17 protein-coding genes, 1 pseudogene and 1 riboswitch are annotated in these 24,223 nt (G+C 41.6%); of the genes and pseudogenes, 6 read left to right on the top strand and 12 right to left on the bottom strand.

The features are described 5' to 3' along the window. Nucleotides 1-10: 10 nt before the first annotated feature. The 5 genes from MHH52_RS10430 to MHH52_RS10410 form a co-directional block, all read right to left on the bottom strand. Nucleotides 11-1,648 (bottom strand): sugar ABC transporter substrate-binding protein, encoded by a 1,638-nt coding sequence (locus tag MHH52_RS10430; protein ID WP_340008418.1) that lies wholly within the window; start codon nt 1,646-1,648, stop codon nt 11-13. Between the two features lie 118 nt (nt 1,649-1,766). After that, complete coding sequence (locus MHH52_RS10425; RefSeq protein WP_340008416.1) at nt 1,767-2,654, bottom strand: carbohydrate ABC transporter permease; 888 nt, start codon at nt 2,652-2,654, stop codon at nt 1,767-1,769. Between the two features lie 14 nt (nt 2,655-2,668). Then, nucleotides 2,669-3,652: an ABC transporter permease subunit gene (locus tag MHH52_RS10420; protein ID WP_340008414.1), complete on the bottom strand. Its 984-nt coding sequence runs from the start codon at nt 3,650-3,652 to the stop codon at nt 2,669-2,671. A 135-nt stretch (nt 3,653-3,787) separates the two neighbouring features. Continuing rightward, nucleotides 3,788-4,798 carry a LacI family DNA-binding transcriptional regulator gene (locus tag MHH52_RS10415; protein WP_340008412.1) on the bottom strand — a complete coding sequence of 337 codons (1,011 nt, stop codon included), beginning with the start codon at nt 4,796-4,798 and terminating at the stop codon, nt 3,788-3,790. A 113-nt stretch (nt 4,799-4,911) separates the two neighbouring features. Next, the gene (locus tag MHH52_RS10410; protein WP_340008410.1) at nt 4,912-5,814 is read right to left on the bottom strand and encodes an ArsR family transcriptional regulator; all 903 of its coding nucleotides are present in this window, start codon (nt 5,812-5,814) and stop codon (nt 4,912-4,914) included. A 151-nt stretch (nt 5,815-5,965) separates the two neighbouring features. On the opposite strand from MHH52_RS10410, the gene MHH52_RS10405 reads away from it, so the two are divergent. Next, entirely contained in the window at nt 5,966-7,474 is a 1,509-nt protein-coding gene (locus tag MHH52_RS10405) for an alpha-N-arabinofuranosidase (protein WP_340008408.1), read from the top strand. 83 nt (nt 7,475-7,557) lie between these two features. Here MHH52_RS10405 and MHH52_RS10400 read toward each other — a convergent pair whose 3' ends face one another. The 5 genes from MHH52_RS10400 to MHH52_RS10380 all read right to left on the bottom strand — a co-directional run bounded on the left by MHH52_RS10400 (nt 7,558) and on the right by MHH52_RS10380 (nt 13,581). Next, nucleotides 7,558-9,792, bottom strand: a complete 2,235-nt coding sequence (locus tag MHH52_RS10400) for a hypothetical protein (RefSeq protein WP_340008407.1) — start codon at nt 9,790-9,792, stop codon at nt 7,558-7,560. A gap of 3 nt (nt 9,793-9,795) precedes the next feature. Then, the gene (locus tag MHH52_RS10395; protein ID WP_340008406.1) at nt 9,796-11,028 is read right to left on the bottom strand and encodes a hypothetical protein; all 1,233 of its coding nucleotides are present in this window, start codon (nt 11,026-11,028) and stop codon (nt 9,796-9,798) included. Nucleotides 11,029-11,357: 329 nt separating this feature from the next. Beyond that, nucleotides 11,358-11,675, bottom strand: a complete 318-nt coding sequence (locus MHH52_RS10390; RefSeq protein ID WP_340008404.1) for an alpha-L-arabinofuranosidase C-terminal domain-containing protein — start codon at nt 11,673-11,675, stop codon at nt 11,358-11,360. Nucleotides 11,676-11,712: 37 nt separating this feature from the next. Then, on the bottom strand, nt 11,713-12,618 hold the full coding sequence (locus MHH52_RS10385; protein ID WP_340008402.1) for a hypothetical protein: 906 nt from the start codon (nt 12,616-12,618) through the stop codon (nt 11,713-11,715). Between the two features lie 141 nt (nt 12,619-12,759). Next, nucleotides 12,760-13,581 (bottom strand): AraC family transcriptional regulator, encoded by an 822-nt coding sequence (locus tag MHH52_RS10380; protein WP_340008401.1) that lies wholly within the window; start codon nt 13,579-13,581, stop codon nt 12,760-12,762. A 116-nt stretch (nt 13,582-13,697) separates the two neighbouring features. Here MHH52_RS10380 and MHH52_RS10375 point away from each other — a divergent pair, with 116 nt between their 5' ends. The 4 genes and pseudogenes from MHH52_RS10375 (at nt 13,698) to MHH52_RS10360 (ending at nt 21,444) form a co-directional block, all read left to right on the top strand. Then, entirely contained in the window at nt 13,698-16,811 is a 3,114-nt protein-coding gene (locus tag MHH52_RS10375; RefSeq protein ID WP_340008400.1) for a glycoside hydrolase family 2 TIM barrel-domain containing protein, read from the top strand. A gap of 300 nt (nt 16,812-17,111) precedes the next feature. After that, nucleotides 17,112-18,137 carry an ABC transporter substrate-binding protein gene (locus MHH52_RS10370; RefSeq protein WP_340008398.1) on the top strand — a complete coding sequence of 342 codons (1,026 nt, stop codon included), beginning with the start codon at nt 17,112-17,114 and terminating at the stop codon, nt 18,135-18,137. Nucleotides 18,138-18,190: 53 nt separating this feature from the next. Then, nucleotides 18,191-19,951 carry an AraC family transcriptional regulator gene (locus MHH52_RS10365; protein ID WP_340008396.1) on the top strand — a complete coding sequence of 587 codons (1,761 nt, stop codon included), beginning with the start codon at nt 18,191-18,193 and terminating at the stop codon, nt 19,949-19,951. Between the two features lie 40 nt (nt 19,952-19,991). Further along, nucleotides 19,992-20,133, top strand: a riboswitch (cyclic di-AMP (ydaO/yuaA leader). A gap of 141 nt (nt 20,134-20,274) precedes the next feature. After that, nucleotides 20,275-21,444, top strand: a pseudogene (locus MHH52_RS10360) (KamA family radical SAM protein). 1 nt (nt 21,445) lies between these two features. Here MHH52_RS10360 and MHH52_RS10355 read toward each other — a convergent pair. Both MHH52_RS10355 and MHH52_RS10350 read right to left on the bottom strand, forming a co-directional pair. Further along, complete coding sequence (locus MHH52_RS10355; protein ID WP_340008395.1) at nt 21,446-21,712, bottom strand: hypothetical protein; 267 nt, start codon at nt 21,710-21,712, stop codon at nt 21,446-21,448. Beyond that, nucleotides 21,693-23,045: a hypothetical protein gene (locus tag MHH52_RS10350; protein ID WP_340008393.1), complete on the bottom strand. Its 1,353-nt coding sequence runs from the start codon at nt 23,043-23,045 to the stop codon at nt 21,693-21,695. The genes MHH52_RS10355 and MHH52_RS10350 overlap by 20 nt, the downstream gene beginning before the upstream one ends. A gap of 114 nt (nt 23,046-23,159) precedes the next feature. Here MHH52_RS10350 and MHH52_RS10345 point away from each other — a divergent pair, with 114 nt between their 5' ends. Beyond that, nucleotides 23,160-24,209, top strand: coding sequence for a LacI family DNA-binding transcriptional regulator (locus MHH52_RS10345; protein WP_340008392.1), 1,050 nt, complete (start codon nt 23,160-23,162; stop codon nt 24,207-24,209). Nucleotides 24,210-24,223: the final 14 nt, after the last annotated feature.

The raw sequence follows: 24,223 nt of genomic DNA, 5'->3' as shown, positions 1-24,223 counted from the left end.
ATAATCCAACTTATTTAAGTCCTAGTTTTTCTTTGTTATTTTTCATTTTTTCAGAACGAACTTCTACAATCTTATCCCAGTTGTTATCATTCAAGAATGCTTTGTAAGCAGCTAAGCTACTATCGAAAGTAGCATCATCTTTGGAACGAATCATACTTACAAGTGAAGTATTCCAAGTAGTGTCAATTGCAGTTAGACTACGAGCTTCAGGTGTTCCTTGAGCTGGGTTGATATTTTCTAGAATGAAGTGCGGTTTCATCTTTCCTTTGCCCCATTCTTGCATTTGTTTAATCGACTCTGCGAATGCATCATTACTCAAAGCTTTATCACGGTCATGTCCGAAGAACATAAATTCGCCCATCCGGTATTCTTTTTTAAATTTATCAGCATTATTCAATTGAAGATCTTTGATTTCAGGCAAGAATTCAATTTTACCGGCTTCATTAACTTTATAGGTTTCTCCTTCAATACCATAGTTCATAAGCTTCTGTCCTTCTTCACTAAGCAAATACGTGTAGACTTGAATAGCTTTAGCAGGGTCTTTAGCCTTTTTAGTAATAAAACTGATCATCCAGCCTGTAATACCTGATTGATTCAACGTTGGCTCATGACCAACTGTGCTTTGCGGTCCATCAATAGCGATATATTCCTTACCTGGATTTGCAGTCATGAAGATTTGCAGGTTACCACTTTGTTGAGGCGTTCCGTCGAGCAGCATTGTTGCATATTTACCTGATTTCACTTTTTCTTCAAAGGCAGTACCATCATCTGCAAAACTGTCATCACTGATATCACCATTTCTGTAGACTTCATTTAATGTTTTCAACCAAGCCAAATAGTCCTCATCCAGATTACGGTTGTAGAACTCGCCATTTTCAGTTTCCATCGGTACTCCGATGAAGTCCTGTAGTACATCTCCCAAAGAACCAGTACCTTTACCAATGGAGTTAAAACCAAAAGGAATCATTTCTGGGAACTCCTTTTTAATTTGTTGCATAGCACTCTTGAATTCTTCTGGAGTACCAATGGTTGGTTTTCCAATCGCTTCGTAAACATCCTTACGGATGACAAATGCCGTTTTAGCAGGAATGTTACCGCTATCATAATCGTTTTGAGTATTTGAATAGTTAGGATAGCCATAAGTCTTACCGTCTGCTAATTGGAACCAGTTCATCGTATCTTTTGCAGCCACTTTATTGAAATAAGGATCATATTTATCGGCTAGATCGTTCAGTGGCAGCGCCCATGTAGAGGCTTTTTGTACCACAGGAGAGTTAGAATCAAGTACTGTCAACAAGTCCGGCATTTCACCACCGGCAAAAATCGTATTCAGCTTAGTGTCATCGCCTTTAATGAATTTAATGTTGATATTTAGATCCTCTTTAATTTTTTTAGTAACGAGATCTTTACCGAAATCAGTATTCCACCAGTCTGCATTCACGTACCAAGTGAGATCCGTAGTTTCCTCTTTTTTATCCAGCTTCCATGCCGGTGTTTCCGGATCTATCGTATAACGGCCTTCAATGGAACTTAATTCTTTACTGGAGCTATCAGAATTTCCTTTTGATCCACAACCCGTAAATACTAATACAACAGCCATAAGTGCAGTACAAAGTTTGAGTCCTTTTTTCCCAAATGCTTTATTCATCTTTTATTTCCCCCTAAAAAGTTTTGTAAGTACTGGAAGTGTAGATCTGATTGGGTAGCTACACTTCCGAATAACTGTTACGTATACTAGCGTTTTCTACAAGAAACCACCTATTTTCCTATTCTTTAACCGCCCCCATCATCATTCCTGAAATAAAGTACCTCTGTAATATTGGATACATCACAACAATCGGCAGAGTTGTAATGACAATTGTTGCTAGTTGAACCCCTTTAGTTGTAGTTTCGATAATGGCAGATCCACCGACATTTTGCATGGCTTGCGTTTGCGACTGAACGATAATTTCATAGAGCTTCATCTGCAACGGATAGAGTGCTTGATCGGTAATGTATAATTTAGTGGTCATAAAGTCATTCCATTGCCCAACCCCGTTAAACAACGCGATCGTAGCCATAGCCGGCATGGAAAGAGGGATAAAAATCTTCAGGAATATACGCCAGTCACCTGCACCATCGATTTTGGCTGACTCTTCAAGTGAATCCGGCACGTTTCTGAAGAAGTTCATTAGAATAACTACGTCATAATAACTGAACAAGGCCGGGATAATATAAACCCAAAAGCTGTTCAATAGACCGAGTGACTTAATCAATAAATACGTTGGAATCATACCACCCGAGAAGAACATGGTGATCACACCCATGGCAACGTACAGCTTGCGGCCACGTATGTATTTTTTACTCAAGCCATAACCGATCATCGCGCAAAAGAATACGTGGGTAATGACACCGATGAACGTTTTGGCAATGGAGACTAGGAAGGCTAGTCCAATCGTCTCATCATTAAATACAGCACGATAATTCTCTAAGGAGAAGTCCTTAGACCAAAAAATGAATCCGCCTTCCGCGAGCGCCTTGCCTGAACTTAAGGAGGATATGACCACATTCCATAATGGAACAACGATAATTACAGTACAAATACAGAGTAAGATAATATTTATGGTGTTAAAGATTCGACTGTCGAGATCTTCTTTAGCTACCGTACGATTCACAGAAATGCCTCCTTCTACAGAACTGATTGATTATCATTTAATTTATTGGATACTTTGTTGGCACTAATCAGTAGGATCACAGAAACAATGGAGACACCTAAACCAACAGCAGTAGCATAAGAGAAGTCACCTTGCGTCATACCCATACGATACACATAAGAATTAATTACTTCTGCTTTGACACGATTCTGAGAATTCATCAAGACCAAGGTTTGATCCAGATTCGATCCTAATAAACCACTTACAGTCAGAATCAAATTCAAGCTGATAATAGGCTTCATGTTAGGTAGGGTAATATTCCAAATTTGTCTCATACGACTTGCCCCATCTATTTTGGCAGCTTCATAATAAGTAGGATCAATTTTGGACATGATGGCTAAGTATAAAATCGTTCCCCAACCTGCCTCTTTCCAAATATCAGATAACGTTGCAATCCACCAATACTTGTTCGCATCAAGCAAGATATTTACCGGTTTCGAAATTATTCCCAAATTGAGCAGAATTTCATTAAACATACCGGAGGAAGAGAACCAAGCAATCAACATCCCACCTAGCACGATCCAGGACAAAAAGTGTGGTAAATAAGAGATTGTCTGTACTATTTTCTTAAAGCGTCCACCGCTTAATTCATAAATCATGACAGATAGAATAATTGGAATGACAAAACCTATAGCTAATTTCAGAAAGCTGATCCCCAAGGTATTGACTACAGCATCCCAAAAATATTTGTCAGATAAAATAATCCTGAAATTATCAAGCCCAACCCATGGTGCAGAATCGAGCGTGTCAATTACGGTGTAACTCTTAAAAGCAATCGTTAATCCGTAAATAGGTATGAAACAAAAGATAATCATAAAAATGATTCCCGGGATGATCATGGATTGGATCTCCCATTGTCTCTTATAATCAATCACAAATTCTTTGAACCTCTGTCCCATAGGTTTCTTACTGTTCATTGGATTCTTCCCGTTCACTGGCACTACGGCTAATTTATCCATGTTTTTCTTCTCCCCTCCAAATCATGATGCCCAAAACAATAAAAACGTTTTTATTTCTTTTTAAAAAAAACCTCCTAAAAGCAATAAAATTATAGAAAATGATCGGATACTATCTTGTTGCCCTTCTTAAAAGCGTTAGTACCGATCAATCTTCACTTGAGTAGAACCACGTACAATTAGTTCGCCTGGCAATTTCATCATTTCGCCCTGTTCCTTCTTCTGAATCATGCGAACCAGGTGATTTATGGATAGAATACCTTGTCTGGCAATTTGATTTCTTACCGTCGTTAATGGCGGTGAGAAATACTGCGCGATATCAATATCGTCAAACCCCATAACACTTATATCTAACGGGACTTCATATCCATGCGATTTCAAAGCTTGAATACATCCAATGGCGCTCAAATCATTCCCTGCTAAAAAAGCATCGGGCATTTTATCAGGACTCAAGTGAAATAAGGACTTTATAGCGTTATAGGTGCTCTCTTCCTCAAAATACCCTTGTATAATATACTCTTCTTTCGTCGGAAGCTGATATTGACGCAAGGCGGCCAAGTATCCTTCTTTCCGCTGAACACTGTCATACATCTCATCTACACCAGATATGTAAGCAATTTTCTTGTGTCCCAGACTGATTAAATATTTAGTTGCTTCGTAACCAGATTCAAACGAATTAAAGATCACGCTGCCCATCGTATCATTCTTAAGTGGTCGATCCAGAAACACAGCCTTGATCTTGTCTTTCACCATTGCAGCAATTTCTTCTTCATCAATTCTCATCTCTTCGTAGATAATGACACCATCCACACGTCGGCCTAAAATATTGCTCATAATTACTTGTTTATCCTTTGTAACAAATACATTTAGCCCATAACCTAACCGATCACATTCACGAGACATGGACTCCACCAGCTTATAGAAGTAAGGACCCGATACACTCGTTGTGAAAAAACCCAGCATTTTAGTTTTTCCGTTCCTTAGGAGCTTGCCATTTAGGTTTGGAACATAATTTAATTGCTTCGCAATCTTAAGAACATGTGATTTCGTCTCCGGATTTAATACATCTACGTCATTTAGCGCGTTGGAAACCGTAGAAATGGAGACTCCAGCCTCTCTGGCAACGTCTTTGATGGTTACCTTTTCCATAATGATTCAATCTTCCTTTACGAATAAAAACGTTTTTATAAATATAAATTAACATAAAAACGTTTTCATTACAATAGTTTTATTAATTTTATTTTATCTGTGGTAATAACGCATCATTCATAATAGACTCTGAACACCATGTCTTGCTCATAATTCCCAAATCCACGTCCAAATAACGTTAATCCACCTCTTCTACGTCCGCTATCCTCTGCGCTTAAACGTAATGTCCACTGGTCCTGCTCTACAAGTACATCATCCAGCGTCACCTTTGATAATTGCTGCCCATCCATAAATGTTCCACCTGCATTAATCCGCAGAACCTTCAGCAAACCGTATTGGTTAACATCTGAATTCCACCAAGCGGGGGTTAATCGTCCTCTAGTCAGGCCGAAATCTCCGGGACTTGTCCATTTTCCTAAATTCTGTCCATTCATGGAAAAAGCAATATCCGACGGCCATTTTTCATTTACATGTGGAGCCTCAGAACCAATCTCCATGGAAATTTCTATCTCCTGCACCACCTGATCCTTAAACAGATAATTAGGGACCTTATACTCAATATACCCTTTGGCAAACCATAGAATACCGGCATTCACTCGTTCTGGGTCCAGGAAATAACGCGGATCGTCATAATATCCGATTAATTTGTCAGTAGTTGCAATTCCGCATGTAGGTGACGCTTGAACATCGGTATACTGTCCTACAGGAACCGAAACCTCAACAACCTTTCTGGCAATTCCCCGAGAACCTGATAATTTAATCTGCAGGTAATTCGCAGACAGTGAACAGTACTTATAAGTCCCTCCATCCACACGTCTCATTTTAGAGCTGATCAGACCTGCTTTTTGCAGCTTGGCAACATGGGTACTAACTATCGCACTACTGAGATAGAGCTCAGCTGCCAGCTCTTTAATATGCATCTCTTTTCGATCCAGTAGTTCGATAATCCTCAGCCGGACTTCGCTTGCCAGTGCTTCGTACACCCGAAGCGATTCAGTATTTGTGGTTAAGTACATTTTATTGTCTCCTATGCCTTTGAATTAGTTTTTTAACGAATCCTAAATTATTCGATTGCTTATAATGTCTTAATATAAGTATTATTTAACCATAGAAAGCGAATTATCAGTTAGCAATAACATTAATTCTACTTAAGGGAGATATGTATCCATGACGATTAAATCCACAATGATTATTGACAAGGATTTCAAGCTATCAGAAGTAGACCCCCGGATCTACGGCTCATTCATCGAGCATCTAGGCAGAGCAGTGTACGGTGGTATTTATGATCCTGGTCACCCTACTGCAGACCACAATGGTTTTCGGGGAGATGCCATTGAAGCTATCCGAGCACTTAATGTTCCTATCATTCGTTATCCTGGAGGTAATTTTGTATCCGGTTACAACTGGGAAGACGGCGTTGGGCCCAAGCACGAACGTAAGCAATCCCTTGAATTAGCTTGGTGGACAACAGAAACGAATCAAGTGGGTACTAATGAATTTGCAGATTGGGCTAAGCTCGTTGGATCTGAAGTCATGATGGCGGTGAACCTCGGTACACGCGGCATCGACGCGGCTAGAAACCTAGTAGAGTACTGCAACCACCCTTCTGGCTCCTACTTCAGTGATCTGCGAATCTCACATGGATATAAAGAGCCTCATGCCTTTAAGACCTGGTGTCTTGGTAATGAAATGGACGGTCCATGGCAGATTGGCGCTAAAACAGCGGTCGAATATGGCCGACTAGCGAACGAAACGGCGAAAGCTATGCGCTGGGTGGATCCAACACTTGAGCTTGTGGCATGCGGCAGTTCAGGCAGCGGCATGGACACTTTTGCAGAGTGGGAAGCTACCGTGCTAGATCTTTCTTATGAGAATGTAGACTACCTCTCACTCCATACTTACTACAATAATAACGAAGATGACACCCCTAATTTCCTAGCCCGCTCACTGGATATGGATCACTTCATCAACAGCGTAGCTGCTACCTGTGATTATATTCAAGCTAAGAAAAAGAGCAAGAAGAAAATTAATCTTTCACTGGATGAATGGAATGTTTGGAAATCGCAAGGAAGCAGTCGTGCCGAAAAGCGTTGGCAGATCGCTCCGCCAGAGTTCGAAGATGTCTACACCCTTGAAGATGCACTGGTCGTGGGCTGCTGTCTCATTACATTACTAAAACATGCGGACCGTGTAAAGATGGCCTGCATCGCACAGCTTATTAATGTTATTGCCCCTATTATGACCGAAAACGGCGGCCCGCTATGGCTTCAGACCACTTACTATCCATATCTGCATGCATCTCTTTATGGCCGAGGAACCGTACTTCACCCGCTGATCTCTAGCCCTAAATACGATTCCAAAGATTTCAGTGATGTGCCTTACTTGGAAGCGATTAGTGTATACAACGAGGAGCAGAATGAAGTAACTGTCTTTGCTGTGAATCGTCATTTGTCCGAAGGACTTGAGCTAGACGTGGACCTACGCAGTTTCAGGTCGGTGAGCATCATTGAGCATATAGTACTGGGACATGAGAATATCAAAGCAGCCAACACCAAGTCCAATCCACATACAGTGATGCCAAACCATCAAGGCAACGCTGCTGTTGAAGATGGGCATGTGAAAGCCCTTCTTGCGAAAGCATCCTGGAATGTGATCCGTCTGCGGGTGAACGGCTAGACAACCGTCACATTGCATCACAGAAACACCCCACACGAGTCTTTTAATGTGCAAAAGATTCATGTGGGGCGTTCCTAAATAGATTATTCTTTGTGCAAATCATCATCTTTTAATAATCTGTTAGCTGCTACACCAGCTACTATGCCTGTTACCCCGAAAACACCAGTTACTGTTCCTAACCCTATTACAATAGAAGCACCTATTTTAACTCCTTTAGATGTTTCACTTTTAATGATGACATCCTCGGTATACCCATTTTCCTGATTTATTCTTTCAATTCCCTTACAGTTTACAATCGTCACCGGCTTGATTTGAATCATTTTATTGAATAAACCAAAATAATGGGCATATTCCTTAATAATTTTCCCGCTCTCCCGCTGGGTAACACAGTTCTGGAAATTACAATCCTCTATATAAACTTTAGGACCTGGGATTTTCTCATAATAAGTCCCTTGAACCAAGAAGCCATCTTGGATCTGAACACCGTTAAACAAACATTTAACTATTCGATTATCAGGGGAATCCTTCCCACCAGTGAAAGTAAAACATGACGTTGGAAGTAATCCTTGCTCATCGTGAACTAAGTTGAAAAACTCACAGTATTCAACTGTTATCCCGCCTCCGTTAAGAATACTATTAGAACATCCGATAAATTGGCAATTGCTTAGTGTATACAAAGATCCTACGACGATTCTTTCACAAGCTTCGAATATACTGTTCTCAATCAGCGTTTTCTCATGTCCATATCCTAAATTAACAACATCTTCACAATCTTTAAAGATACTTTCATGGATTTCAGCACAATTCTCAATGCAACGCTTCAGATTGTTAAAACTGCAGTTTCTGTAAATCCCCCCACTAATGTTAAATATCGTGATTCCAAGGTCTTCCCATCCGCTTTTCTCCGCTACATTTACGACACACTCCTGAATTAGAAAGGAACCTCTTAATTCAATAATGTTCGCCGAGTAAAACGATTTATTATTTTCGACTTGCTCATCTGAGATTTTAGTGAAGTAGAAACTGCATTCCGTAATCTCACCTTCTATCTTGTTCCATGAGCCCTTCATAAAATCAATGCCAGGATTCATTAAACGACATTGATTCATCAGGATCGATGAATCAACTTCTCCTTCAATGAAATAACTGCAATCTTGCAGCTCGCATTGAAAGAGGGAAATCGCATTATTCCCCTTACCTTGAATAAAGGGTCTTTTATCGATTCTTTTGCAAATAATTGTACTCTGGCTAAACTTTAGGTTAGCCCCTTTCGCCAAAGTGATTTCATCAGAGGCTTCCGTTTCATTATAATAAATTACACAATTCTCAAATTCCAAGTTACCTTTACAATTAACATAGGCACTGATATGTACAATTTTGTTCTGCAAACAGCGGGTTTCACCTTGAGGAATGTGCAGGATGCTTGAAATATGTAATTCTTCCATTTCAGATTTTTCATTTGATTTATTTTCATACTCATTCTCTAAATCATCTTCAAATTCAATATAAAAAGATTCCTCAAGTTCGAACTGCTCAAAGTCTGCATACTTATCAATCAATCCTTGTGCTCCTCGTAGGTTATAGGTTGATTGAATCTTGCTGTTGATTTCCTTTATCGTCCTAGTTCCAAAATCAAATTCCTCTATAAAACTGTCCATACGATCCATATAATCAAAATTAAAATCATTTAGGAATCCATACTCTATACAACAGAAAAGCAGTTTCTTTTTAGTCCCTATATGAGTGACTGTTTCAAGTGCTTGTCTGGTATTCAATTGCTGAGCTTCCGTATCCATTATCTGCAGTAGCACATGGGCATATCTTCTCTGTTCCTCCGAGGTTTCTCCAAAAAAGGGCAGCATATCAAAGAACAATCCACCCATAATCATCCGTTCTTTTTCCGACAAATCCCGAATATCTGTCTCTTTACTGATGCCTAGAATACAATAGTTCTCCAACTGCTTGATTCTAAGCGTTAACGAAATGTCATTTTTAGATAATCTTTCAATTTTCTCAAAGCTCTCTGCAACCCAATCAGAAATCTTACGATCACGTGCCGACAACCGAACTAGAATCTCCACCAGAATCTGTTGAGCTTGCGCCAAACTGCTTATTTGTTGAGCCATTCTTTTCTCGTTTTTCCGGGACAATGTTGCCATGTCAAACACTCTAGTAAACCATTTTTCCTGTTTAATGGATTCAAATTGTTCTTGTGTCGCAGCTGTTAGTCGATTTGAAGCCTCATTTAAATCCTCGAAACTGCACTCATTAGTATCATAATAGGAATAATCAATATTAAGCTCCTCTGTCATAACCATCTCTTAGCTCTTCCCCTTCATCAAGTCATCGAATACATCGAAATTACGCTCTGTTACCGCCGATTTTACTCTAATTTTAAGTGCAGAAGACTGAATTTTTTCATTGTCACTTTTTAGCTTTCTAAGACAGCTTTCCAGATTTAAGGTCATGCCATAAACGTAACCGGAAGCATCCAATATTTCTTCATAAGCGCCTTTACCAAAAATCTCATCAAGAACATTAGTTGTCACTTTACTCAGATAGATTCCTACAGCCATCCCAGCAACAAACCCCAGTATACCCGCCGGAAGAAATATCGTAACTGCCGCCATCGCTGATCCAAGCAGTGCCCCTTTCAGAGTCTCTTCTCCAACCGCTTGAAAAGCTTCAGCTTCAGTGATTTCCCCATTTCTATATTTCAAGTAATTCGTAATTCCTGATAGCGTCAGGCTTATAGCCGCACCGATAACAGCACCTTGAACCGCTTTTTTGGAAATCTCCTGTACGGTCACCTGCGCTGAAGCCTGACCTTTTAACATTTTATCCTGAAGTCTTTGTGTGGATTGCTTGATTCTCTCTGGATTATTAAGCTCGCTGACACTTAGTTGTTCTTTGGCCTGCTTTAACGTATTGGCAAAATCCATATCCCCATTCTGGATCGCTTTCATCATATTTCGGTCTATGGCCTTCTTTAGTACTTCGTCCGTACCTCCAATTCCAGCTACTGTATCGTTAGGATTCAGCGTTCCATCCTTAAGTGCTTTCAGTACATCACTAACATTGGTTCCTAATCCTTTACTAGATTGAGCAGCCTTAACGCTCGTTCTGCATACTTCCTGACCATTGAACCGATTGATGGTGACTCCGTCAATTCCTGCTGCATTTGTAACTTCCTCACCCAAAAGCTTGGACTTCTCTGCCAAACTGTTAAGCTGTACTTGCTTCCAGCGTAGCCAGTCCACCTCTTGTCCTGTTCCGTTAAGTTTTTTAATCAAAGTGTCTCTTTGGCCATTGCTGGCATTCTCTATGTAACTTCTTGCGTTTCTAGCATTTTCAAAAGCACCAGATTTGCAATAAGCATCCACTTTTAATTGCCGGAATACTTGAACATCCCGCATATATTGCTGTGTACCCTCATAACCCAATTGGCTGCCTGAAATTTTGTTTATTCCTTTGGCAACCGTGTCCAACGTCTGAGATGAAATCAAGTGATATTGGGCTGCAACAGTAGAGAAGTTTGCGGCTTCAGTAAGCAATTCCGGGTGTTCTCTGAGTTATTTTTGATAAAACGGACAAATATCCTCTGATGAATGAATCTCTTTACATCTTTTACAATAGTTAAGCAATCTACATTCTCCTCAACTTATCATTAATGGTCGCATCGCACAGCCATCAACTGGATTGTATTATCCATGCTATCACCATGTAGTTCCTTTCACCTATATTTTACCACAATGGTTAGACATATTTTGTAACTTATAGAAAAATGATTATCATCCACGTATCCTCATGCGCACAGCAAAAAGCGCCCTGATTCCTAACGAACCGAGGCGCTTTTTTTAAATGTCAGAAATCTTATTTCAGTTTAATGAATTCTAAAAATCGTTACAGATTGCTTCGGAAACTCATACATAAAACTACTGCCCACCGTCGTAAAGCTTGTTTGTTTAGGGGAGACAAGTTCCTTATTCTCAAAGTTGTTTTCATCCTCAAGTTGGTGTCCCGACATTTCATACACTTCGACCGACAAGCCCTCTTTTGCCAACCCTTCTAATACGATCTCACCAGAAACGCTGTTATCTTGTACATATACTGTCTTAAGAATGATATCCCCTGTGGAATCCTCCACACTCGCTGTGTAAACAACACAAAGGCCGATATCGTATGAGAATCCATACAACATCGGCCTTTATCACACGGGTTCATTAATACATACTCATTTATTTGGCAGTCATTTGCCCAGCTAAGAACTCGACAAAATCAGTTGATTTATTCTTTCCGTCGCCTTCTCCAAACACCCCGATTATCATCTTCCGAGAATGAATAGGAAGGTCTGTAGCAAACTTCGTATCTGTGATATCTACGCCAGTGATCCATTCTTCACCATTCTCCGTATTTTTTATACGTTTCAAACGAATATCATCTAAAGGAAGTCCCGCTGATTTAACAAACGGCTCCAGATTCTTAAGTCCCTGCTGCTGTCCGATCCAATCAAAAGTAGCATCATCCAAAATAAGAATGTCCGGACGCTCCGCTGCCAGCATCGCCATCGCGCGCTGTAGATAAGTCATGTCTAAGGTTCCTCCACCCGTCCCACCTGTTGAGGGAAGGTACACGACATCCGTATTAACCCGCTTCCAAGTTGGATAGCGATTGATAATCTCTTGTTTAAGCTCTTCATTCTTACCTGACGGATCCTGGGATTCATAATTGCCTAAGAACATGATATGTACATCCACTGGCGGGAGTGAAGCTTCATATTTTTTGGCTTGATATTGATTATAGAGAGCGTTACCTCCAAAGATTAGCACCAACAGCACGATTATAGATATAAAAGTATGGACTTTGTACAACCTAAAAAAATTCTCCGATTTACGCGCTATGCCGGAAAATGCTCCCCATTTCTCCAACCGTTTGTCCTCTGCCTCCTGAATTTCCTGCTGATCCAAGCCGTCTAGGATTGTTTTGTAAGCAAGAAATTCTTCTTCATAGGCTGTAGCCTCACCTTCCGAGGAATTAGATCGACGGCGTTTCAAGTGCAAATCAAACTTTTTATTCAGTTCCTCCCGGGTAATGTCTACAGGCAAGTCCAAACGTTCATAGGCCTCTTTTAACTTCTCATTCAAATTGATGTCTCCTTCCTGATGATTAACTTGATATCTGATCGTGAAAAAAACAACATATGAACTCAATTAAACTATATCATGGAGTGCTAGACGCTAACAAGTAAGCGTTTATCATAGGGCTTAGAGGTATTCTCCATCTTTCTAGTCCAAACCATGCAACTGTTTAAATTGCTCAGGACTCATTCCAGTCAACCGCTTAAACACTAAACAAAAGTAGCTGGCATTTTCGAAACCCACTAACTGAGCAATTTCATACATTTTTTTATCTCGTTCATTAAACATTAGTTGTTTACTCAAGTTTATACGTTGCTTATTGATATAGGTTACAGGTCGATCATGAATTGTTTTTTGAAAAAGCCTACATAAATACTGTGGCGACACCGCAATAACCTCCGCAAGTTCTTTTAATGGGAGGGCCCTATGTAGATTACTTTCGATATGACACAGCACCGGTTTAATTCGCTCCAATTCAAGAGCCTCATTTAGAGGAGAGACTAGGTTGCTTTTTAAATCCAGAAGCAGCGCGTATAATCGTTTGGATCGTTCCAGGTTAGTTTCCAGTTCATTGCTATCTGACTTGTTGAGCATTTCCTTTAAAGGATTCAGCCACTTATCCTCTTTCAATCTTGCAGGTCCTGATTCACGGATTCCTGCGTAGAGCAGCATTTGGCTGGCCTCTCTACCATTGAATGAAACCCATGACAGCTTCCACTTACTGCTGATTGGCGCATACGAATGTATAATATTCGGGAACAAAAAGAAGACATCCCCTGAGCCGACAATATATCGCTTCTCATTTATAACAAGTTCACCTTTGCCTTCGTGAATCTGATGCATTTGATAATCCGGAAATCCGGTAGGACGTATTGTTTCTGCCTGATGCTCCCAAAATCCAATCGTTGTAGCATAAAGCGGCAGCATGATCGTATCTTCCGTTTGGCAAAAGATTATTTTGCTCTCCATTTGATCACTCGTTTCATATTTTGTTATATAGGATGAAAAATCTTTTATATATCTTAACATTACTCCAATTTATAATATGAATATAATAACATCACTATTATAAAGGAGATCTACTCATGCGAGCAAAATTTGTCTATCATCCTCCTGCAAACGGCTATCCGGAATGGAATAATAATCCTGAGATCTTTGAACAGAATCGATTGGATGCTCACGCCTCCATGATCTCTTACAGCAATTTATCGCAAGCCCTAAATGGAGATAAAGAATCCTCGCCCAATTACAAGACACTTAACGGTAATTGGAAGTTCTCCTTCTCCGAAACTCCAGATCTACGGGTCGTGGATTTCTATAAAGCTGATTTCGATTGCAGCACCTGGGCTACGATTCCTGTACCTTCTCACTGGCAATTCCATGGCTATGATTATCCGCAATATACTAATGTACGATACCCTTGGGCGGAATCCGAACCCGATCTCAAACCACCCTTTGCTCCTACAAAATATAATCCAGTAGGCTCTTACATAAGAACCTTTACTGTACCTGAGTCTTGGAACGGACAGCCTGTGTACCTTAGCTTTCAGGGTGTTGAATCCGCTTTCTATGTATGGGTTAATGGAGAACGGGTCGGTTACTGTGAAGACACTTTTACACCTTCGGAATTCGATATTACCCCTTATTTAATTGCTGGTGACAATAAACTAGCTGTCGAGGTCTATCGTTGGTGCGATGCCAGTTGGCTGGAAGATCAAGATTTCTGGCGCCTTAGCGGTATTTTCCGGGAAGTCTATCTCTACACAGCGCCTTCCGTTCATATCGCTGATTTCTTCGCCCGAACAGAGTTGGATGAAGATTTCGTACATGCGGATTTAACAGTAGACATCAAAGTGGAGAATTACTTTAATCAGAAGCTAAACCCTTATACACTCCAAATGCAGCTTTACAATAAAGAGAATCAGCCTGTCTGGGAGACACCTATATCTACGGCTACTTCCTTTGATCAAGAGGACGTTCAGCATTTCAATCTTTCTGCGCATGTTGAACAACCCTATAAATGGAGCGCTGAGACACCTTATCTTTATACTTTGGTCCTCTCCATAAATGACGACAAAGGCGTTACGCAGGAGACAGTCAGCTGTAAGGTCGGATTCCGCTCATTTGAGATCAAAGATGGACTTATGAAGATCAACGGCAAAAGAATCGTGCTTAAAGGCGTTAACCGGCACGAGTTCTCATGCGACACAGGACGTGCGCTATCTAAAGCCGACATGATCCGAGATATTAAACTAATGAAATCACACAATATCAATGCTGTTCGGACCTCCCATTACCCGAATCAATCTGTCTGGTACGAGCTTTGCGATAAATACGGACTTTATGTAATCGATGAAACCAATCTGGAGACACACGGCACTTGGCAGTATGGACAACAAGGATTGCATGAGGGGAATATACCTGGAAGCAAACCGGAATGGCGGGCCAATGTGATCGACCGTTGCAATTCCATGATGCAAAGAGACAAAAACCATCCTTCTGTTATCATCTGGTCACTCGGGAATGAGTCTTACGGTGGCGATAATTTCATCGCCATGCATGACTATCTCAGAGAAGTCGACCCAACACGACCCGTTCATTATGAAGGTATCTTTCACTGCAGAGAGTCAGAAGCAGCGAGTGATATAGAGTCGACCATGTATGCTAAACCGCACGAGGTTGAAAAATATGCGCTGAGTCATCCACAGAAGCCTTATATCATCTGCGAATACAGTCATGCTATGGGTAATTCCTGCGGTGGACTACACCTATATACCGATATGTTTGACAAGTACGATATTTTTCAAGGTGCATTTATTTGGGATTGGGTGGATCAGGCTATTCGAACCAAAACGTCCGAGGGTGTTGAATATCTAGCTTACGGCGGTGACTTTGGTGAGTCGCCACATGATGGAAACTTTAGCGGAGACGGATTACTTTTTGCCGACCGCTCGGTTACTCCAAAGCTATTTGAGGTCAAAAAATGCTATCAAAATATTAAAGTAACCGCCTTAAATATCCGTGAAGGCCTCTTTCAGATTCGCAATAACTTTTTATTTACAGACATAGAAAAGTACGAACTTAAATGGGAGGTTACTTTAGACGGAGTAACAGCACAAGAAGGCTTGCTACAAATCTCTGCTGCACCCGGGACGAGTGTAGAATGTACTGTTCCATACGAATTAAATTCACTTAGCGGTGGTAAAGAAGCCGTCCTGAATTTATCCTTTATTCAGCGTTCCGCGACTTCATGGGCAGATACTAACCACGAAATCGCTTGGGAACAATTCATTCTCTCACCTAGAATCGTGACAAACACTCTTAAGGCAACCGAAGGAACACTGCATGTACAGGAACATGAGGACGCATTGACTGTACAGGGTGGTAACTTCACTATGTGCTTTAATACAACAACCGGAGATCTAAGGTCTTACTGTGCTTCCGGTAAAGAACGTCTACTTGAGCCCGTAACACCTAACTTCTGGAGAGCAGTTACGGACAACGATCTTGGCAATGGATTGCCAAATCGCTGTGCAGTATGGAAGCAAGCTTCTAATGACCGGAGTCTGATTAGCATGACACATAGATCCGAAGGAAATCTCTGTTTCGTTTCCACAACCTACCTTCTGCCTACGAATCCGGATTCTACACTTCTGGTTCATTATGAGATTCGCCCTGACGGGTCTTTAGAAATCACGCAGGAACTGAATCCAGGTGGTAGCGATTTGCCGGAAATTCCTGAGTTTGGAATGATGTTCGTCCTTGATGGAAGTCTAGATACCCTATCATGGTACGGCCGCGGACCACATGAGAATTATTGGGACAGACAAACCGGAGCACCGCTTGGACGCTATACTGGCAAAGTCAGTGACCAGTTCATCCCTTATCTCAGACCGCAGGAGTGCGGCAATAAAACTGATGTCAGATTTGCTTCTATTACGGACGGCAACGATGGATCAGGACTCAATTTTGAAAGTTCACTCCCTATGGAGATTAATGCCCTGCCATGGAAGCCTGAGGAACTGGAAGCGAGTGATCATGTATATAAATTGCCTGCCTCAGATAAAAGCGTACTGAGAGTCAACTACAAGCAGATGGGTGTTGGCGGTGATGATAGTTGGGGCGCACGGACACATGAAGAGTTCACGCTGTTAGCTAATCGTCCCTATTCCTTCCGTTTCACCTTATCTTCGCTCTAATGTTGGATAGCAAATAAAATATAATATTTTCAAAAAAGGCCGTCCTGTTTGGTAGAAACCAATCAGAGACGGCCTTTCTTCCTATGATTTCGAGTTGGATTAGGATAAACAGAGCTTTCTCAGCATTTCCATCCTTCTCCTATCTCTTTTTCTGCATGCCAGATAGCAAGGTTGTACAAATCGAATAGCCTTATTGTGTTTTGTCCATTGAGTAAAATAAGACTTTAATTTATGATAGTTTTCGTCGAGAATGATTATCATTATTGGTGATCGCTACATATTTTAGGGAGGCAATATTATATGAATAAGGTAAGACAACCCTTCGCCGTGTTATGTGTACTCTTTCTGATGACCACATTACTACTCGCGTGCGGAAACTCAGAAGAACAATCAGCCAAGAACAAAGCGTCTAACACAGCCGGAAATAATACTTCTGCTACCGCTGCACCTTCTCCAGAAACATCCGACAAGGGGACTAATGAAGCTGCTGCGACTACTCGCTCCTATACGGATTACATAGGCCATACCGTAGAAATTCCCGTTAACCCTAAGCGCGTGATTTATTCAGGAGAAACCTATGGCGATCTGCTCGCACTTGGTGTGCAAGCGGTAGGATATCCACTTTCCATGGGTGAGGGTCAGGTTTTTGAAGATCAGCTTCAAGGCGTCGAAGATGTAGGGTTCCCTATCAATCTGGAAAAGACGCTGGAACTTCAGCCTGATTTGATTATCTATGCAGGAACAGATGAAGCTGATTTCGAGCAGCTGTCCAAAATCGCACCAACGATAATATTCGATACCTTTGCCCCGCTAAAGGAACGGATGCTTGATATTGGCGGAATTCTTGGGAAAACGACCGAAGCAGAGGCATGGCTCGCCAAATATAAAACGAGTGAAGATGCCATGTGGGAACAGTTGAAGTCAGCAGGCATTAAAGAAGGAGAAACGGCTTCGGTCTTCACTTATTATCCTGGAGACAGACTGTTTGTAATGGCGACAACCGGACTTTCGCAAGTCCTTTATGGGGAGAAAGGCTTCAAGCCAACCCCAGCTATTCAGAAGGTACTTGATGAAGGTATGGGATTCCAGGAAGTATCCATGGAAGTGCTTAAAGAATATGCCGGAGATCGGATTTTCATCCTGACTCCTGTGGCCGATGAAGCCAAGCAATCCACAGCTACTCTATTAAAGAGCCCGATCTGGAAAGGTCTTCCTGCCGTCAAGAACGGATATGTCTATACACAAGACATTATGAAGACCTCAAGTGATGCAACAACAAGAGAATGGCTGCTCGGTGAAATCCCTCAGCTTTTGAATATGAAGTAATCTTCACTTTAATGAGGCGTTTGGCACTTAGCTGATAGAAAACTGCAAGAAGCATGTCAACAGCTGTTGATATGCTTCTTTATTTTATATACAATGAATTAATTGATAATCATTCTCACCAAATGAACGGAGGCTTCCTCTTGCTGCAAACATTACCCGTCGCTGCCCCGCTCCGCTCGTTGCTGTTTCAGCTGACTGATGCGGAACTAAATGTTCAACCGGCATGCTCTTGCTCTGAGACTCATACAACTCACTTTTATAGTCTTCTAATATTCACTGGCGGTAGCGGACAGCTGATCCTTAGCGATCAAACAATAACACTGACTACAGATACTTGTTATTTGCTAACTCCCGGAACTTCCTATAGCACGGACAATCAGGAGATGACACTATATTATTATCTCATCACTTTTACAGCAATTAATACAGCCGAGTTTCCCGAATATTGTTCTGAGGAACTCCTTCCGGGCAGGCAGGAACTAATTGTCCACCCGTTCACTAGGGTAATCCGCCTTGCGGAAGAACTACTTATGAACAAAAATAATGCCGATGATGTGCAGTTTTTTAAGCGGCAATTGAAATTCCAAGAATTACTGCTCTTGCTCTTTGAGCATAATTATCCATCCGAACAGTTGCCAAGTCCCGCGGATTCCGTGGAAAAGACCATCCAATATATGCAAGAAAACTATACGGAAAGCATCACCGTGAAGCAACTGGCTGAGCTCGCGGGTGTAACACTCTGGCAGTATACTCCGATCTTTCAAAAGCTTACCGGCCAAAGACCACTCGATTACCTGACCGAATTGCGCATTAATCATTCGAAGCGATTCCTGCTGGAGTCCACTGAACCGCTACGGGAGATTGCTCGGCTGGTTGGCTTCTCCGATGAATATTATTTCAGTCGCCGCTTTCGCCAAAAGACCGGAATCACACCCGGACAATATGCACATCAACAAGGTCGGAAGCGTAGCGTCAATGATTGGACTGGCCATGAGGTAGACATTCCAGAGCGGCCAAGACGCATTGTCTACCATGGAGAGACGCTTGGCGACCTTCTAGCATTAGGCGTAAAGCCCGTCGGAGGAGACGAATCCTTCGCGCGGAACAGTGTCTACAAACATCGGCTTAAGAAGCTCGCTAACGTTGGCTTTCCTCTGGACCCGCAGCTTACCGCTTCGTTAAGCCCCGACCTGATTATTATAGCTAACGCGGATGAAAGGGCCTACAGAGTAGTCTCGGGCATCGCCCCGACCCTTACCTTCGATTCATTCGCACCGCTTGAACACCGTATGCGGACACTAGGAAGCTGGTTGGGTAAACAGCACGAAGCCGAGGCATGGCTGGATTCATTCACATCAAAAAACGCTGCCATGTGGCAGCATCTTTACACGGATACTCTTCAACGCGGAGAAACAGCCTCTGCTTTGATTTATGACCATGGAAATCATCTATTTGCTATGGGAATGTCTGGATTGTCCACTGCTCTTTATGCCCCTTGCGGCCTACAAGCCACTGAAGAGATCCAAGCCATTCTCGATGAAGGATTAGGGTTCGCAGAGGTTGATCCAGCACGACTGCATGCCTATACTGGAGACCATATCTTCATGCTCATCCCGGAACGCAAGGACTCTCGAAAAGCTATGGAACAGCTCCTTCAGAGTTCCATTTGGAGTCGTCTACCCGCAGTACGTCAGGACCAAGTCTATCTGCTCGACGGAAGCAAATGGAACTCCGGAGATGCGCTAACTCGTGAGAAGCTGCTTACGCTGCTGCCTAAACTGCTCGGAGGAAATAGCGTTAGTGGCGGAAGCTGAACTTAGGATTTTTTTGACTTTTTAAAACTTCATAGGGTATACTTTATCTACGCTTAATTTCCAACTTTTACAGTTGAAAAGCGGGGGAACCAGTTAATTGGGGCGAATCATTGAGCATTAGAATGTAGGGTACCATCTTACCCGAGTCCGTCAGCTAACCTCGTCAGCAGTGGATGGGTCTGCTTTTTCATGTTATTTACATAACCAGAGACCCTTGCTAAGGGTCTCTTTTTGTGTTTTTTTTGACCCTGCTGGCAGTAGATTGGCCTTTGACACCTAAGGCTCCCTCGTTTCTCACACAATGAGACAAAGGAGAGATGTATGTGCAAAAGGTAAAGTACTTCACGGATATTAACAAAATTGCTATGTTGTCTGAGCCGGAAAAAGAGCATCTAAAAGAAATTACGGACAAATTTGTTTTTCGTGTGAATGACTATTATTTGTCTTTGATCAACTGGGACGATCCAGATGATCCGATTCGCAAGCTCGTTATCCCTAACGAAGGTGAACTGCTGGAATATGGGCGCTGGGATGCTTCCGATGAGGACACGAATTATGTTGTACCGGGTTGTCAGCACAAGTATAGAACAACAGCACTACTGATTGTATCCGAGGTCTGTGGAGCCTATTGCCGCTACTGTTTCCGTAAGCGTCTGTTCCGAAATGACGTGAAAGAGGCCATGTCTGATGTCTCTCCGGGCTTGGAGTATATTGCAAACCACCCTGAGATTAACAACGTACTTCTTACGGGCGGTGACAGTTTAATTCTCTCCACACCTAAGCTAAGATCCATTATTGAAAGTCTAAGAAGCATTGAACATGTCAAGATTATTAGATTAGGTTCCAAAATTCCCGTGTTCAACCCGATGCGGATCTCTGAAGACGAAGAACTGTTGGAATTGATTCGTACTTTCTCTACTGAAGACAAGCGAATCTATGTTATGGCGCATATCAATCATCCTCGTGAAATCACACCTGAAGCCAAAAAAGCATTTAAAGCACTTCATAACGCTGGAGCAATCGTCGTTAATCAGACACCCGTCCTCAAAGGCATTAACGATGATCCCGTGATATTAGGCGAACTACTAGACCGACTTTCATAGGCAGGCGTTACACCCTACTACTTCTTCGTGAACCGGCCAGTTGCCGGAAACCGAGAATTTGTATTACCTCTTGAGCAAGTTTATCAAATTGTTGAAGAAGCCAAGGCCAGAACCTCAGGACTCGGCAAAAGAGTACGCTTATCTATGAGCCATACCTCCGGAAAGATAGAAATTCTCGCGATTGATAATGGGAAAGCCTATCTCAAATACCATCAATCCAGAGATCAGGAATACGGAAAATTTATGATTCTAGATTGTCCCAAGGATGCGGAATGGTTCGATGACCTGCCTGGTAATCAGGAATATTGGATCCCACCTGTGAAAAAGAACGACGCTATTATTTCTGTTAATAAGTTATCATGCCAGCCTGCGGATCTGATCTATAAATAAATCAATCGGCTCTTTTAATAAAAATCCTGACCATAATATTCATTAGAGCCAAATGAAATATAAGTCCCACCACAAAGTATGCAATTACACTAAAACCACTATCCGCCTCTATAACAAAAAATAATTCAGCAGGCCAATACGTAGGAATCCACGCACCTATAAGTTGCCATGGTCCTGGAACAAAATAAGCTACGATTGGCCCTGCTATAAACAAGCCGCCTATCTTGGATAATGCTAATCCTTCTACCTTAATGCGTAGAAATGACAATTTGATAGTTCACCCGCCGTCCAACGTCAATGCTGTTCAAAAAAGCAACCAAGTTATAAATATAACGCCGCGACCATTCCGGGTGGAAGGAGGCATCGGGCTCATCCAAAAGCAGCAGTAGCGTATCGATTTCATTACTTTCGATTGCAATCTCTATCGCTGTATGAAGATTAGCGAAGCCATTGATAAACTCCAGTTCCCCGGCGCTTAAATTTTTAAATTGTACTCGAAACATAAAGTAGGCACCATGAAGCCTTTTACGCTCTTTATCAATACATTTTAACCACTCATATACGTCCGAGTTGAAGCCTTCATTAACAGCCGCATTTATTTTTTTGGTTGAAATGAATTGCTGATCCTCCAGCTGGTTCAAAGCCGCAATAAAACGCCGAATAGCGGTTAGATCAAAGTAAGCCCAGTCCGGGTCACCATTTCCGGTTCTAACGCGCTCAAAGCAACTTATAACATCATACAAATAATTAACTCTTGCTTCATAGTGATCAGAGCTGAATTCCATATTTTCAATTTCAGCGGCACAGCTCACTAGCACTTCATCGGTAAGCAGTTTTTTGCACAAATTCATCCATATATCAATAACAAGCATTTCTAAATATCTGATTACAAATAATTTCCTGACAGTCCATTCCTCTCCTGTTTTCAGGAAATTGAAATAATATGCTTTTGACTTGTCCTGATACAAATTAAGATCAAAGGCCGCAAGCTTTTCATCACTGAAAATAAAGGGTTCAAATAGATTATCTTGCAATTCGAGCAAGCAGACCGGATCCAATGCCGCAAAATCCGGTTCTAAAGCCTGACTTTCCCTGCTCATAAAGCTATATAAATTAGAATAGGAAGGATCGTTTAAATACCCTCTCTTAAATCCTACATAATGATCATGCCCGTCCATAACGGCATTACCCGTGAACCAGTCCCTCTGCTTTTCGTTTATCATATATAGACTATGGAAAACTGAATCCAGTGTTAACCTTTGTCCCTCTCTCATTACCTCCTGCAGTTGAATGTATTCATGATAACGAACTTGCTGCTCAGCAAAATTATACCTAATGCTAAAACTATATTCATTACTTATTCCTTGTGGGAGATTGTCCAGGTTTGAAATCAAATCTGGCCCAAAACCTTCGATCACAAAAATATCGTTTTCAATATGGTAAAGTGCGAACCACTCCATATTCAATCTCTGATCCCTGTATGTTGGATTTCTGAACAAGTTTATTTTCCTCGTTTTCGTGGAACCAAGCAGATCCATCAGCGTCGTTTTGCCTGTACCGTAACGTCCGCCGCCAATGAAGATCCCCGCTACATAAGTCATTAATTAAGAGGATAACCCCAGAATGATTATCGTAAATCATTTTTTAAATGAAAGCGTTGACATTGAGTCATTTTTTCTTTATTATTAGTTTCGAGAGCAGGGATGTGAAAGGTGATGAACATGTCAAAAGAGTCTTACAACAAGGTAACGGTAAAATCGCTAGCGGAAAAACTCGATTTGTCAGTAGCTACGATTGATCGGGCATTGAACCAGAGGGGGAATGTGAAAAAGGCTACCTATGACAGAATTATGCAGGCAGTCGAGGAGCTGAACTATTCACCTAACAAATCAGCAAGCTATCTATCTCGAAACCAAATGATTTCTATTGCAGTTATTTTTCAAACCTATCCTATTTATTTCTGGGAACAAATTGAGATTGGCGTAAATAACGCTCTTCAAGAGCTGTCCCATTTCGGTCTTCAAGTGGATATCATCCGTACAATGAATTCCAGCATTGAGGAACAAATCGAAACGATCAATGAAGTTGTCGATAGCGGAAAATACGACGGTATTGCCATCTCATCCGATGGTTCTTTCGAGATCGCAGAACTTATTGACAGAGCGGTAAATAGAGGCATCGCCACCTGCACATTCAATACTGACTCTCCTATTAGTAAACGCTTATTTTACGTTGGCTGCGATTATCGCGACGCCGGTAAATTGGCCGCTGAATTATTGTGCAAATTTATCGGACGTAAAGGCAAAATAGCCTTCATCCTGGAGACGGAGAACATGTTCCAGTTTCAGCAAAAGGTGCTTGGATTCCGCGAAGTTATCGCACAATATGGTAACGTTCAAATGGTCGGCCCTTTAAAACTGGATCGGAATAATATTGAGCTCTCTCTGGAGAACTTAATGAAAGACCAGCTTTCTGATGTAGATGGCATTTATCTAGCCACAGGCCAGCTTGCGACTATGGCTCAGTACATTGAAAAATCGGGGCTGGATGTATCCTTAATTGGTCATGACATGACTCCCGAGGTACATGATTATTTGCAGAAAGATGTTATTACGGCGACGATTTGCCAAGATCCGCATAATCAAGGATATACCGCCGTTAAAATGTTGTTTGATTATTTGACTCGTCCAACTGGCTTTATTCCATCCTTAAACTTAAGCAAGCTTGAAGTCGCTCTTCGTGAAAACGCTAATTTTTTTCTATAATTTTTCTATATTAT

The organism is Paenibacillus sp. FSL K6-0276, from assembly GCF_037977235.1.
Taxonomy (GTDB): domain Bacteria; phylum Bacillota; class Bacilli; order Paenibacillales; family Paenibacillaceae; genus Paenibacillus_AQ.
Note: the sequence above shows the minus strand (reverse complement) of the source record. Positions and strands in the feature narration are given on the sequence as shown.